General features: G+C 65.0%; 14 protein-coding genes. 4 read left to right on the top strand and 10 right to left on the bottom strand.

What is annotated here, in order from left to right; genetic code table 11:
- The first annotated feature begins 120 nt into the window (after positions 1–120).
- Positions 121–426: a hypothetical protein gene (locus KVX96_RS15565; RefSeq protein WP_261195622.1), complete on the top strand. Its 306-nt coding sequence runs from the start codon at positions 121–123 to the stop codon at positions 424–426.
- Here the strand turns inward: KVX96_RS15565 and KVX96_RS15570 are convergent.
- On the bottom strand, positions 408–866 hold the full coding sequence (locus KVX96_RS15570; RefSeq protein ID WP_261195623.1) for a low molecular weight protein-tyrosine-phosphatase: 459 nt from the start codon (positions 864–866) through the stop codon (positions 408–410). The genes KVX96_RS15565 and KVX96_RS15570 overlap by 19 nt on opposite strands.
- Before the next feature lie 192 nt (positions 867–1058).
- Between KVX96_RS15570 and KVX96_RS15575 the strand changes: the two genes are divergently transcribed.
- Entirely contained in the window at positions 1059–1757 is a 699-nt protein-coding gene (locus KVX96_RS15575) for an NAD-dependent deacylase (RefSeq protein WP_261195624.1), read from the top strand.
- A gap of 13 nt (positions 1758–1770) precedes the next feature.
- Here the strand turns inward: KVX96_RS15575 and KVX96_RS15580 are convergent, their stop codons facing one another.
- The 5 genes from KVX96_RS15580 to meaB form a co-directional block, all read right to left on the bottom strand.
- Complete coding sequence (locus KVX96_RS15580) at positions 1771–2247, bottom strand: GNAT family N-acetyltransferase (RefSeq protein WP_261195625.1); 477 nt, start codon at positions 2245–2247, stop codon at positions 1771–1773.
- Between the two features lie 60 nt (positions 2248–2307).
- Positions 2308–2778 (bottom strand): copper chaperone PCu(A)C, encoded by a 471-nt coding sequence (locus KVX96_RS15585; protein WP_261195626.1) that lies wholly within the window; start codon positions 2776–2778, stop codon positions 2308–2310.
- Between the two features lie 47 nt (positions 2779–2825).
- Entirely contained in the window at positions 2826–3173 is a 348-nt protein-coding gene (locus tag KVX96_RS15590; RefSeq protein ID WP_261195628.1) for a hypothetical protein, read from the bottom strand.
- A 101-nt stretch (positions 3174–3274) separates the two neighbouring features.
- Positions 3275–3565: a 50S ribosomal protein L28 gene (gene rpmB / locus KVX96_RS15595; protein ID WP_261195629.1), complete on the bottom strand. Its 291-nt coding sequence runs from the start codon at positions 3563–3565 to the stop codon at positions 3275–3277.
- Between the two features lie 135 nt (positions 3566–3700).
- Positions 3701–4681 (bottom strand): methylmalonyl Co-A mutase-associated GTPase MeaB, encoded by a 981-nt coding sequence (meaB, locus tag KVX96_RS15600; RefSeq protein WP_261195631.1) that lies wholly within the window; start codon positions 4679–4681, stop codon positions 3701–3703.
- A 123-nt stretch (positions 4682–4804) separates the two neighbouring features.
- Here meaB and KVX96_RS15605 point away from each other — a divergent pair, with 123 nt between their 5' ends.
- Both KVX96_RS15605 and hrpB read left to right on the top strand, forming a co-directional pair.
- A complete protein-coding gene (locus tag KVX96_RS15605) occupies positions 4805–5545 on the top strand; it encodes a DUF3108 domain-containing protein (protein WP_261195633.1) in 741 nt (246 codons plus the stop codon).
- A gap of 7 nt (positions 5546–5552) precedes the next feature.
- Positions 5553–7988 (top strand): ATP-dependent helicase HrpB, encoded by a 2436-nt coding sequence (gene hrpB / locus KVX96_RS15610; protein WP_261195635.1) that lies wholly within the window; start codon positions 5553–5555, stop codon positions 7986–7988.
- 117 nt (positions 7989–8105) lie between these two features.
- Here the strand turns inward: hrpB and KVX96_RS15615 are convergent, their stop codons facing one another.
- Genes KVX96_RS15615 through KVX96_RS15630 form a run of 4 tightly spaced genes read right to left on the bottom strand, consistent with a single transcriptional unit; the run spans position 8106 to position 13842 of the window.
- Entirely contained in the window at positions 8106–9707 is a 1602-nt protein-coding gene (locus tag KVX96_RS15615) for an ABC transporter ATP-binding protein (protein WP_261195637.1), read from the bottom strand.
- Entirely contained in the window at positions 9704–10813 is a 1110-nt protein-coding gene (locus KVX96_RS15620) for an ABC transporter permease (RefSeq protein WP_261195639.1), read from the bottom strand. Before KVX96_RS15620 ends, KVX96_RS15615 begins: the two co-directional genes overlap by 4 nt.
- Before the next feature lie 3 nt (positions 10814–10816).
- Positions 10817–11905, bottom strand: a complete 1089-nt coding sequence (locus tag KVX96_RS15625; protein WP_261195640.1) for a microcin C ABC transporter permease YejB — start codon at positions 11903–11905, stop codon at positions 10817–10819.
- Positions 11906–11931: 26 nt separating this feature from the next.
- A complete protein-coding gene (locus tag KVX96_RS15630; RefSeq protein ID WP_261195642.1) occupies positions 11932–13842 on the bottom strand; it encodes an extracellular solute-binding protein in 1911 nt (636 codons plus the stop codon).
- Positions 13843–13979 lie beyond the last annotated feature (137 nt).

Consider the following 13979-nt stretch of genomic DNA (forward strand, 5'->3'; position numbering starts at 1 on the left):
TTGAGCCGAAATGTTCAATCACAGTTGAAAAATGCCCCGATTCGGGGCATTCTTCTGCCCGTTCAGAGTAACGCGGAAAGAACTCCGAAAACGGAGCGCCGCCAGGAGCGAGGCAGACCCATGAAACATATCGCGTTGGCCGCAATCGTGCTGGCCCTCTCCACCCCCACCCTTCACGCTGGCACCATCGAGCGCGCCTGCCTGAAAAGCGATCGCAAGAGCGCCTCGCGCGCGCTGTGCGGCTGCATTCAGGACGTCGCCGATCTGACGCTGACCCGGCAGGATCAGAAGCTCGCCGCGAGCTTCTTCAAGGATCCCCACCGCGCGCAGGAAATCCGACAGTCCGACAGCCGCAGCCATGAAAACTTCTGGCAGCGCTACAAGTCCTTCGGCGCGACGGCGGAAACCTACTGCCGCAACAGCTGAGCGATCAGGCCGCGGCTCGCGGCCTCGATCAGGGTGATCGGTGTTTCAAAATCACGGGTGTAATAGGGATCCGGCACCTCGCGGGGGCCGGTCCCTTCGGCATGGTCGAGGAATAACTGAACGGGCGTTTTGTTGCCTGCCGGGCGCAGCGCTTCCATCGTGGACCGGTTCTTTTCATCCATCACGCAGATCAGATCGAAATCGGTGAAATCCCGCGCGCTGGCCTGCCGGGCGCGCAAAGCCGACAGATCGTAGCCCCGCCCCTTGGCCGCCAACTGCATTGGCCCATAGGGCGGATCGCCCACGTGCCAATCGCTGGTGCCGGCGGAGTCCACCTCCACCTCTAGGCCGCTTTCTTCAGCCAAGGCGCGGAAGACGCCTTCGGCGGTGGGGCTGCGGCAGATGTTGCCAAGGCAGACGAATAGGATGCACTGTGTCATGGCCCAAGGGTTGGCAAAGCGCCTGCGGCCTGTCAATCCTGTCAGCATCCGCGGAAAGCCTCTTCTTGTCGCCTTGCCCGGTAGCACGCCGGGCTGCCCCCGGCCGCCCCCTCGTGCGGGAGCAGCCCTCTGGGATTCCCACAAGCGTTTTGGCTAAACTGGCAAAGGCAACATCACAGATCGGGGCAGCCCATGAACATCGTCATCCTCACCGGGGCCGGGGTTTCCGCCGAAAGCGGCCTTGGCACCTTTCGCGAAAAGGACGGGCTTTGGACGAAATACGATCTGAACGAGGTCGCCACGCCGCAAGGCTTTGCCCGCAACCCGGCACTGGTGCACGACTTCTACAACGCCCGCCGCGCCAACTGCCGGGGGGCCGCCCCAAACGCCGCGCACCACGCGCTCGCGCGCCTGCAGGCGGGCTACACGAAGGGCAGTGTCAGCCTGATCACCCAGAATGTGGACGATCTGCACGAGCGCGGCGGCGCGACAGGCGTGATCCATATGCATGGCGAATTGTCCCGCGCGCTCTGCGCCGCCTGCGGTCATCGCTGGGATGCGCCTCAAGCCATGGCCCCGGAAGATCCCTGCCCGGCCTGCGGCGCGCAGGCCACTCGGCCCGACATCGTCTGGTTCGGCGAATTTCCCTATCACATGGAGCGGATCGAAACCCTGCTTGCGGCGTGTGATCTCTTCGTCTCCATCGGCACCTCGGGCAATGTCTACCCGGCGGCGGGCTTCGCCGAGGAGGCCCGGATCGCAGGCGCACGGACGTTGGAGTTGAACCTTGAACCGAGCGAGGGGATGATCCCCTTTGACGAGGCCCGCTATGGCCCGGCCACGCGCATCGTGCCCGACTGGGTGGAAGAACTGCTGGCAGGGCAGGCCTGAACGTCGCTGCGGCTCAGGCGAGCGTTTTCTCAAATCGCCAGACAGTCAGCGGAAACCCGGCCTCGGCTGTTTCCACCTCGATCTCCACCTCGCCCACATTGCGCCAACCCGCCTTCTCATAGAAGGCGGCCGCCCGCGCATTGCCCACCGAACAGGCCAGCCACGCCGCCTCAACGCCATCCGCATGCAGCACCGCCTCGGCCTGCGCCATCTGGCGCGTGGCGAGCCCGGTGCCTCGGGCGGCGCGAGCCACGTAGAACTGGTAGACCTCCGCCCCTTCGATAATGAAAAACCCCAACAAACGGCCTTCCGTTTCCGCGATCCATGTGCCGCCCAGATGGGCCGCAACGCGGGGTGGGAAGCTTTTCGGGGTGCGGGCGGCCAAGAGCGCTGCGGGGACGATCCCAGCGTGGGCGTCCTGCCAGCCCTCGGCCCAAAGCGCGGCGATGGCGGCGGTGTCCTGCGGGGTGGCCTTGCGAAACGTCTCCATGCGCGCAGCCTAGCGCGGGATGGCCCGGGCCTCCAGCCGGAGGCCCGGACTTAAAGGCGTTTAGTGCTTGTGAGTGCCGTGTGCGGCTTCACGCTCGTTGTCCACGGGGATCTGCACGGCAATCTCACCGGCGTTTTCGAACACCAGCGTCACGTCCAGCATCTTGCCCTGCTCGAAGGGCGCGGTGAGGCCCATGAACATCACGTGGTTGCCGCCGCGTTCCAGCATGACCATGCCTCCGGCGGGCACTTCAAAGCCCTCTTCGACGTGCATCATCTTCATCACGCCGTCGCCCATGTCCTTATGGGTGTGCAGTTCCACCTTGGCGGCGGCATCCGAGCGCGCATCGATCAGGCGGTCAGCGGCCTCACCGGTGTTGGCGATCTCCATGAAGGCCGCGCCGGCCTTGGCGGTTGCCCCGGCGGCGCGGGCGTAGGCGTCGCGCACTTCGATGGTGGCGTCAGCGGCGAAGGCGGGAACGGCGAGAAGCACCGCGGTGGAGGCGGCGAGAAGGGTTTTTGCGAAGGACATCTGTGTCTCCTGTCTGTCTGCGTGTCTGTTTTCGGGAAGGAAAGGGGTCAGACAACGGCCGGCGGGCCGCGCGTGCGCGGCTGCGGCTGGCAAAGCGAGGCAAGAGACTGCGGCGGGACTGCAAGATGTTGCGATTCGGGCGCGGAATGGTGGAGACCAGCGCCCCCCTCCGGCAGGAGTGCGGCGAGGCCTGCAAGCGTGCAGTCCGGGCAGTGGTGCTGGCTGACGGGCTTGCCGTCTGCATCCACCGCCATGACCTGCGGCACAAGGCCGACGCAGAAGACAGCACTGCCTGAGGCCTCCGCCTGCCCGCGCAAGGCGCCGGTGGCCACGCTTGCGAGCACAAGCGCGATCAGCAGCAGGCCGCGGAAAACATATGGCAGATGCCGGATCATACCCTGCTTCTACGCCTGCCCGCGCGGCCCTGCCAATGGACAAAAGGAAGCGGCCCCGCCGGATGGCAGGGCCGCTTGAAAATCAGAACGATCCGAAAGGCTTAGGCAGCGGCTGCCTGGGCTTTCGCGATGTCTTTTTTCACTTTGCGCGCATTGGCGGACAGCTCTTCGTCCTTGGCTTTCGCCAGGAAGGCGTCCAGACCACCGCGGTGGTCGACAGAGCGCAGGGCGGCAGCCGAAATGCGGAACTTGAAGCCGCGGCCCAGCGTCTCAGACTGCAGGGTCACGTCGTTCAGGTTCGGCAGAAACCGGCGCCTGGTTTTGTTGTTGGCGTGGCTGACATTGTTGCCAGACATCGGGCCTTTTCCGGTCAGTTCGCAACGGCGCGACATGGCTTTTTCCTCATCTCGTGGTCGGCGTCGGGCGGATCCCTATCCGACTCGACAATCAAAACGGGCGCCGCACGGGCAGCACCCAGAAATTCCGTTCGCGGGGTTTACGGCCAAAGCCGGGGGACGTCAAGCGATTCATTCCGCCTTCTTGAGCACGTCCAGAAGCTGCTGTGCCGCCGCCCCCGGTGCCAGGGTTCCGGCCATCACGGAGGCCCCCAGATCGGCCATTTGCGCGCGGATCGCTGCATCCTCGGAGAGCCGTGCAAGCAGGCCGTGGCGCACCTCTTCCTCGAACCAGTGGCGCGCCTGCGCGGCCCGGCGCGCCTGCCAGTGGCCCCGCGCCTTGCGCCACTCGGCCAGCGCCTGCATCTCACCCCAGGCCGCCTGCAGCCCTTCCTCCTGCAGCGCCGAAACCAGCATCGCCTTGGGGAAGCCCTCCGGATCCTGCACCCGCTTGCGCAACAGCCGCAGCGCGCCGGTGTAATCGGCGCAGGTGCGGGTGGCGGCGGGTTTCAGATCGCCGTCGGCCTTGTTGACGAGGATGATGTCGGCAATCTCCATGATCCCGCGCTTCACCCCCTGCAGTTCATCACCGCCTGCGGGGGCCAGCAGCAGCAGGAAGAGATCGCTCATCTCCGCGACCATGGTTTCGGATTGCCCGACGCCCACCGTCTCGATCAGCACCACGTCAAAGCCTGCGGCCTCGCATAGCATCACCGCTTCGCGCGTGCGCCGGGCAACGCCGCCCAGATGGCTCTGGCTGGGGGAGGGGCGGATGAAGGCATTGGGATCGCGCGACAGCCGCTCCATCCGTGTCTTGTCGCCAAGAATGGAGCCGCCGGAGCGCGTGGAGGAGGGATCAACCGCCAGCACCGCCACTTTCAGCCCCTGCCCCGTGAGCATCATGCCGAAGCTTTCGATGAAGGTGGATTTCCCCACGCCGGGCGTGCCGGAAAAGCCGATGCGCAGGGCCTCGGGGCCACCGCGCAGAGCCTCCAGCAGGGCACTTGCTTCAGCGCGATGATCCGGGCGGGCGCTTTCGATCAGGGTGATGGCACGGGCCAGCGCGCGGCGCTCCCCGCGCTGCACGCCTTTGGCGAGGTCTGAAACATTCATCACGGGTTCTCGGCAACCTTTCGCTTCCTGCGCCGCCCGCCGGGTTGACGGCTTTACGGGTTTCTTGCCTTGATCGGGGCAAGGTGTCCAGCATCCGGGCCCGCGAGCAGAAGGTTTTTCAGCATGTGTTTTCCCCGTTCCCGCCGCTTTCCCGGCCTGATCCTTGCCGCTTCCGCCATCGCCCTAGGCGCTTTCGCGCCCGCCCTCGCGCTGGCCGAGGAGGCGGTCTTCGACGTCTCCCTGCGCGGCATCAAGGGCGGCACGCTGACGCTCTCGGCGGTGGAAAACGGCAACGCCTATGCGGCCAGCGGGGTGGCGCAGACAACCGGGCTCGTCGGCACGATCGCAAGGTTTCGCTACACGGCCAAGGTGAAGGGCAGTCGCTCCGGTGAACGGTTCACGCCGCAGAGCTACGAAGAAGTGGAATCCACCAGCCGGCGGGAGTCCACCTCCACCATGGAGTACCGGCGCGGCGTGCCCGTTGTCGTGTCGGGGCGCGAAAACCGCAAGCCGCGGGACTGGGACATCGACCCGGCCACACAGGGCGACGCGGTGGACCCGCTCACCGCGCTCCACATGACCCTGCGCGCCGTACCAGAGGCCCGCGTCTGTGAACTTGCGGTCTTCGTCTTCGACGGCCACCGCCGCAGCAAGGTTACCCTGAGCAACCCGAAGCGCACGGAGACGGGCTTCACCTGCAAAGGCGAGTACCGCCGCGTGGCGGGCTACAAGCCGAAGGACATGGAGGAACGCACCTCCTTCCCCTTCACCGCCGAAATGGCCCCGGCGGGAGGCGGAACTTACCACGTGCAGCAGATCACCGCCGCATCGCTCTATGGCACTGTGACGATGAATCGCCGATAAGGGCGGCGTGACACAGACAGAGCTTCCCATTGAAGAGGCCCTCCCGGGCCTGATCGCCGCTCTCAAGGCCGAGGGCCGCGCCGTGCTGCAGGCCCCGCCTGGCGCGGGCAAGACAACCCGCGTGCCGCTTGCGCTGCTGGAGGCAGGCCAGCAGGGGCGTATCCTGATGCTGGAGCCGCGCCGCCTTGCCGCCCGCGCCGCCGCCGAGCGCATGGCCGCCACGCTCGATGAGCCCGTAGGCCAGACGGTTGGCTATCGCATCCGGGGCGAGGCCAAGGTGAGCAAGGCGACCCGCATCGAAGTGGTCACCGAAGGCATCCTGACGCGGATGATCCAGTCCGATCCGGAGCTTTCCGGTGTAGGCGCGGTGATCTTCGACGAATTCCATGAACGCTCGCTCAACGCCGATCTCGGCCTCGCGCTCTGCTGGGAGATCCGCGAAGCCCTGCACGAGGATCTGGTGCTGCTGGTGATGTCGGCCACGCTGGACGCCGAGCCGGTTGCGCACTTGCTGGGCGATGCGCCGATGATCACCTCGGAAGGGCGCAGCTTCCCGGTGGAAACGCGCTGGCTGCCGAATCCCCTGCCCGCCCGCAGCCGCTTCCCGGAAGCGATGGCCAATCTGATCCGGCAGGCGGTGGCAGAGACGGAAGGCAGCCTTCTGTGCTTCCTGCCCGGCGAGGGCGAAATCCGCCGTGTGCAGGCGCTGCTGTCGGATCTGCCAGGCGATGTGGCGGTGCATCCGCTCTTTGGCGCGATGGAGTTCAAGGCCCAACGCGCCGCCATCGCGCCCGCACAAACGGGGCGCAAGCTGGTGCTGGCCACCTCCATCGCCGAAACCTCGCTCACCATTGAAGGCATCCGCGTGGTGGTGGATGGCGGCCAGGCCCGCCGGGCGCGCTTTGATCCGGCCTCGGGCATGTCGCGGCTGGTGACGGAGAAGGTGACGAAGGCCGAGGCCACCCAGCGGCAGGGCCGCGCCGGGCGCGTCGCGCCGGGGGTGTGTTACCGGCTCTGGACAAAGGGCGAGGAAGGCGGGCTGCAGCCCTTTCCGCCGGCGGAAATCGAAAGCGCCGATCTGGCAGGCTTTGCGCTGGAACTCGCGCTCTGGGGCGCGAAGGACACCGGCGATCTGGCCCTGCTCACCCCGCCGCCGCCCGGTGCATTGGCGGAAGCGCAGGCGCTGCTGCAGCGGCTCGGCGCGCTGGATGCGGCGCTGGCGATCACCGATCACGGCAAGGCCATTGCCCGCCAGCCGGTGCACCCGCGCCTTGCCCATATGCTGCTGACCGCCGGCAAACAGGCCGCGCCGCTCGCGGCCCTTCTGGCAGAGCGCGACCCCTTGCGCGGCGCGCCCGTAGATCTGGACCTGCGCCTGCGCGCACTGCGCGATCCGAAGTCCGTCTCGCCCCCGCCGCACCCCGCAGCGCTGGCCCGTATCCGCGAGGAAAGCCGCCGCCTTGCCAAGGGGCTGCCCGAGGCTGCGCGCCGGAGCACCGGCGAAATGGCCGCGCTCGCCTACCCGGACCGCATCGGCCTGCGCCGCAAGGGCGAAGCCCCGCGCTGGGTGCTCTCCGGCGGCAAGGGCGCGCATATGGACGAAGGCGACCCTTTCGCCTCCGCCCGGCTGCTGGTGGCCACGGATCTGGACGGCGACGCGCGGGAAGCAAAGATCCGGCAGGCGGCGCTGATCAGCGAGTCCGAGCTGCGCGGCCTCTTTGCCGACCAGATCCATTGGGTGAGCCTCTGTGAATGGTCCCGCCGCAGCCGCAAGATCGAGGCCCGGCGGCAGGAGAGGCTCGGCGCCCTAGTGCTGGAAGACAGGCACTGGCCCGACGCCCCCCCCGAAGCCCGCGCGCTGGCGGCGCTGGAAGGGCTGCGCGACATCGGCCTGCGCCTCACGCCCGCCGCAGACCGCTTCCGCGCCCGCGTCACCCTGCTGCGCGACGGTGGAGCGGATCTGCCCGCGATGGAGGATGAAAGCCTGCTTGCCTCGGCGGAAGACTGGCTGCTGCCGCACCTGACGGACGTGCGTTCCGAGGCCGATCTGCGCGCGCTCGATCTGCTGGAACCCCTGCGCCAGCGGCTGGACTGGGACCAGATGCAACTTCTGGACCGCGAAGCGCCAAGCCATTTCACCTCTCCGCTCGGCAACCGCATCCCGATCGACTACGCGGGCGAAGCCCCTGCAATCGAATTGCGTCTGCAGGAGATGTTCGGCACCACGCGGCACCCGACGGTTGGCCCCCAACGCCTGCCGCTGCGCGTCACCCTGCTCTCCCCGGCGCGCCGCCCTGTTCAGACAACGATGGACATCCCCGCCTTCTGGGCGACCTCCTACGCGGATGTGCGCAAGGACATGCGCGGGCGTTACCCGAAACACCCCTGGCCTGAAGATCCGACGCAAGCGGACCCGACACTGCGGGCCAAACCGCGCACCTAGCTTTCATCTTGGCAAACCTACCCCCGCCGGAGGCATGAAGTCTCTGGCGCTTCGCGCCAGACCGGGGCGGGGGCTCTGCCCCCGCACCCCCGAGGTATTTACAGCGAGAGGAAAGGGTCAGGCGCTTTTGTCGGTGATGTCGAAGGCCGCGGCCATGAGGGTGCGTGTGTAGGGATCTTGCGGGTTTTCGAAGATCTCATCCCGGCTGCCGGTTTCCACCACATCGCCCTGTTTCATCACGATCACCTTGTGGCTCAGCGCTTTGACCACTTTGAGATCGTGGCTGATGAAGAGATAGGCCAGCCCGTATTTCGTCTGAAGGCGGCGCAGGAGATCGACGATCTGCACCTGCACCGTCATATCGAGCGCGCTGGTGGGTTCGTCCAGCACCACCATCTTGGGGCGCAGGATCATGGCCCGCGCGATGGCGATACGCTGGCGCTGGCCGCCGGAGAATTCATGGGGGTAGCGGTCCATCGTGGCCGGGTCCAGCCCGACCTCGGCCATGATCTCTCCCACCTGATCGCGGAAGGAGCGGCCATCTTCGGTGCCGTGGATTTCGAGGCCCTCGGAGATGATCTGCTCCACCGTCATGCGGGGTGACAGCGAGCCGTAGGGATCCTGGAAGACGATCTGCATGTCCTTGCGCAGATCGCGCATCTGTTTGGAGGAAAACCCGTCGATCCCTTTGCCCTGGAACACGATGCGCCCCTTGCTTCCGATCAGCCGCATGATGGCGAGCGCCATCGTCGTTTTGCCGGAGCCGCTCTCGCCGACGATGCCGAGTGTTTCGCCCTGCCGCACCGAGACGCTCGCCTCGTTCACCGCCTTCACGTAGCCCACAGTGCGTTTCAGCAGGCCGCGCTGGATCGGGAACCAGACGCGCATGGCCTCGGTGGAGACGACTTCAGCCGCACCAGCCGGGACCGGATCGGGGGCGCCGGACGGCTCGGCCGCCAACAGCTTCTGGGTGTAGGGGTGCTGCGGATTGGCGAAGATCTCGGCCGTGGGGCCGGTTTCCACGATCAGCCCGTCTTTCATCACACAAACGCGGTCGGCGAATTTGCGCACGATGCCCAGATCATGGGTGATGAACAGCAGGCTCATGCCTTCCTGTTTCTGCAAGTCCGAAAGCAGTTCGAGGATCTGTGCCTGAATGGTGACGTCGAGCGCCGTGGTCGGCTCATCGGCGATCAGCAGTTCCGGCCCGTTGGCCAGCGCCATGGCGATCATCACCCGCTGGCGCTGCCCGCCGGAGAGCTGGTGCGGATAGGCCGAGAGCCGGCTTTCGGCATCACGGATGCCCACTTTATCGAGCAGATCGAGGATCTTCGCGCGCGCCGCCGTGCCGGAAAGCCCCTGATGGATCAGCAGGCTTTCGGCAAGCTGCTTCTCGATCGTGTGCAGCGGGTTGAGCGAGGTCATCGGCTCCTGAAAGATGAAGCTGATATCGTTGCCGCGCACCCGCCGCAGGGTGGCCTCGTCGGCCCCCACGAGTTGTGCGTCGCCATAGGTGACGCTGCCCTCGACCGTGGCCGAGGACGGCAAGAGCGAGACGGTTGAGAGCGCGGTAACGGATTTGCCGGAGCCGGATTCGCCCACCAGCGCGACCGTCTCGCCCTTGCCGACCTCGAAGGAGACGCCTTTCACGGCTTGTACGGAGCGTCCGTCCTGCCGGAAAGAGATGGTGAGGTCCTTGACGGAGAGAACGGAGCTCATTGGAACGTCTTTCGCGGGTCAAAGGCATCGCGCACGCCTTCAAAGATGAAGACAAGCAGCGAGAGCATGATCGAGAAGGTGAAGAAGGCGGTGAAGCCGAGCCAGGGGGCCTGCAGGTTCTGCTTGGCCTGTAGGGTCAGCTCGCCCAGCGAGGGGGCGGAGGACGGCAGGCCGAAGCCGAGGAAATCCAGCGAGGCCAGCCCGCCGATGGCACCGGTGATGATGAAAGGCAGGAAGGTGAGCGTAGCCACCATGGCGTTGGGCAGCATGTGGCGGAACATGATGGTGCGATTGCTCACGCCCAGCGCCCGCGCCGCGCGCACGTATTCGAAGTTGCGCGCCCGCAAGAATTCAGCCCGCACAACCCCCACCAGCGCCATCCAGCCAAACAGCACTGTCACGAAGACAAGGAGCCAGAAACTTCGCCCCAATATCGCGAACAGGATGATGATGATGTAGAGGCTCGGCGAGGAACTCCAAATCTCGATGAAGCGCTGGAAGAACAAATCCAGCCAGCCGCCGAAATAGCCCTGCACCGCCCCGGCGGCGATGCCGATGACGGACGACAGCACTGTGACCACCAGCGCGAAGAACACCGAGAGGCGGAAGCCGTAAATCACCCGCGCCAGCACATCGCGCTTGGTGTCATCGGTGCCCAGCCAGTTGGTGCTGTCAGGCGCGGAAGGCGCGACGCCGGGTTTGTCCACGATCGTCTTGTAGCTGAAAGGGATCAGCGGCCAGAGCACCCAGCCCTGCTCCACGGCTTCGCCCGCGAATGCCCCTGTGCTGCGCACTTCGGCCATCACCGCTTCCGGATCATCGTAGCAATCTTCAAGCCCGCCGGAGACGATCAGGCATTTGACATCCTCGTACTGATACTGCGCCTCGATGGAGAGATCCCCGCCAAAGGTCGTTTCCGGATAGAAGCGGAAGATTGGGGAGAAGAACTCGCCCTGATAGCGCACGAGGATCGGGCGATCGTTGGCGATGAACTCCGCCATGCAGGAGAGCCCGAAGAGGATCGAGAAGATGATCAGCGACCAGAAGGCCCGGCCGTTGCGGCGGAAGTTGCGCCAGCGGCGCTGGTTGAGAGGAGAGAGCGCCATAGATCAGGTCTCCCGCGAGTCGAAGTCGATGCGCGGATCGACGAGCACATACATGAGGTCGGACAGGATGTTCACCACGAGGCCCAGCAGGCCGAAGAAGAAGAGCGTGCCGAAGATCACCGGGTAATCGCGCGCCACGGCGGCCTCAAACCCAAGGCGGCCCAGCCCGTCGAGCGAGAAGATCGTCTCGATGATGATGGAGCCACCGAAGAAGACGCCAATGAAGAGGCTCGGGAAGCCCGCGATCACGATCAGCATCGCGTTGCGGAAGACATGGCCGTAGAACACGCGGCGGTCCGCCAGCCCCTTGGCCTTGGCGGTGATCACATATTGCTTGCCCAGCTCGTCGAGGAAGCTGTTCTTGGTCAGAAGCGTGAGCGTGGCGAAGCTCGATATCGTGATGGCAATCACCGGGAGCGTGATGTGCCAAAGGTAGTCGAAGATCTTTCCGAAGAAGCTCAGCTCGCTGAAATTGTCGCTCGTCAGCCCCCGCAGCGGGAAGATCTGGAAGTAGCTGCCCCCTGCAAAGACCACCAGCAGCAGGATCGCGAAAAGGAACCCGGGGATCGCATAGGCCACGATGATAATCGCCGAGGTCCATGTATCAAAGCGGCTGCCGTCTTGAACCGCCTTGCGGATGCCCAGCGGGATCGAGATCAGATAAGCCAGTAGCGTGGACCACAGCCCCAGCGTGATCGAGACGGGCATTTTCTCCAGCACCAGATCGCGCACCGAGACAGAGCGGAAATAGCTCTCCCCGAAGTCGAAGCGCATGTAATCCCACATCATGTTGAAGAAGCGCACCACAGGCGGTTTATCAAACCCGAACTGACGCTCCAGATCCTCGATGAACTCCGGTGGCAGGCCGCGCGCGCCCTGATAGGAGCTGTCGCCCCCGGCGTTGGTGTCGATGCCCGCATCGCCTGCCCCGCCCGAGATCGACTGGAACACGTCGCCCTCGCCTTCCAACTGGGCAAGGATCTGTTCGATCGGCCCGCCCGGCACGAACTGCGTGAGCGCGAAGTTGATCACCATGATCCCGAACAGCGTCGGGATCACGAGGAGCAATCGCCTGAGGATATAGGCGCCCATCTGCCTGCCCTATTCTTCTTGTTGGCCTATTTCAGCGCGCCGGCTGCGCGCAAGGCGTCTGCTTTGTCCTGATCGTACCACCAGAAATCGAGGTATCCCAGACCGTACGGCGGCAGCGGATCGGGGTAGGCGTATTGATCCCAATAGGCCACCGTGTGGGTGTCCTTGAACCACTGCGGCACCCAGAAACGTTCGGCCCGCAGCACGCGGTCCAGCGCGCGCACGGCGATCGTCAGTTCGGCTTGCGTTTCTGCGTCCACAACGTGTTCGATCAGCGCGTCCACGGCCTCGCTCTTGATCCCCATCGTGTTGAAGACGGAGGTGTCGGCGGTCTCGGAGCCGAAATACTGCTGCAGCCCGATCCCCGGCTCATAGCCCATGGGGAACTGATCGGTGATCATGTCGAAATCGAAATTGCGGGTCCGGTCGGTGTATTGCGCGAAGTCGATCCGGTTCAGGCTGGCGTCCACGCCCAGCGCACGAAGGCTCTCCACATAGGGGTTGATTACCCGATCCCAGGTGGCGTCATCCTCGAGGAACTCGACCTTCAGCGTCTCGCCCGCAGCGTTGCGGCGCAGCCCATCGTCCCCCACGGTCCAGCCGGCCTCATCCAGCAGGCCCGCCGCACGGCGCAGGTTGCGCCGGTCCAGCCGCCGCTCGCCCGACATCGGCGCGCGCAGGGCTTCCTCAGTCAGCACGCCTTCGGGCAGCTTGTCGGCCAGTGGCTCCAGCAGCGCCAGCTCTTCCGCGCTCGGCAGGCCAGAGGCGGCAAGATCGGTGTTCTCCCAGAAGGAATTGATCCGCTCATAAAGGCCGTAGAACAGCGTTTCATTGGACCATTCGAAGTTGAACATCAGCCCGATGGCTTCCCGCACGCGCGGATCCTGAAACTGCGGGCGGCGCAGGTTCATCACGAAGCTCTGGCCCGAGGCGATGGTGCCATCGGGAAGCTCCGCCTTCACAACGTGGCCATCGTTCAGCGCCGGGAAATCATACTGCGTGGCCCAGCTCTTGGAGGAGTTCTCGTTGCGGAATGTATAGGCCCCGGCCTTGAACCCCTCGAAGGCGGCATTGCCATCGCCGAAATACTCGATGCGGATCTTGTCGAAATTGTTGCGCCCGATGTTGATCGGCAGATCCTTGCCCCAATAGTCGGGGTTGCGCTTATAGGTGATGCGGCGGTTGATGTCGAAGCTGTCGAGCACGTAGGGGCCCGAGCCCAGTGCAGGCTCCAGCCGGCTCTCATCAAGCCCCGCCCCGGTTTCCTCGAACCACGCCTTGGAAAACACCGGCAGGCCACCGACGCTTTCGATCACATCGCGGCGCGGCGCGTCTTCCTTGAAGGTGAACTTGATCTGCTTCGGCCCCAGAACCTCGGCACCCTCCACCTGCTGGCCCAGCACCGCGCGGAAGGAGGGCAGCCCCTCTGTCAGAAACAACTCATAGGTGAACGCCACATCTTCCGCCGTCAAATCGCTGCCATCGGAGAAGGCGGCCTCGGGGCGGATGTTGAAAATCACCCAGTCCCGGCTCTCGGGGAACTCCATGCTCTCGGCCAGAAGCCCGTAGGAGGTGCCGATTTCATCGGAGGTGGTCGTCAACAGGCTTTCGAAGAAGGAGGACGACAGGATCCCCGCGCGCCCCTTCGTGGTGTAGGGGTTCATGCTGTCAAACGTGCCCACCCAGTTTATCGAAATCTCGCCACCCTTCGGTGCTTCCGGGTTCACGTAATCCAGATGCGCGAAATCCGCGGCATATTTCGGCTGGCCGAACGTGGAGATCGCATGGGTCTTGGTGATCGCCTCTTGCGAAAACGCCTTGGGCGCGCTCAGCAGCAGCGCCGCCGCGATCAGCGGGGCAGAGACCAGAAGGCCAAATCGGGCACGTTTCGTGCGGGTCTCGCTCAGGGCAATGGCGCGCGGGTGGCGGGTCTGCATATGTATCCTCCGAGGCTGCTTCGACGCAGTTTGTGCCTATATGCGAATACACTAGCGCAGTTTTCACCCCATCACAGGGCCAAGTTGCGAATTTGTGACCCTTCCGTGAACCGCCGCCGTTCTTTTCGGCAAACAAG

Source organism: Pseudoruegeria sp. SHC-113, assembly GCF_025376885.1.
Taxonomy (GTDB): domain Bacteria; phylum Pseudomonadota; class Alphaproteobacteria; order Rhodobacterales; family Rhodobacteraceae; genus Pseudoruegeria.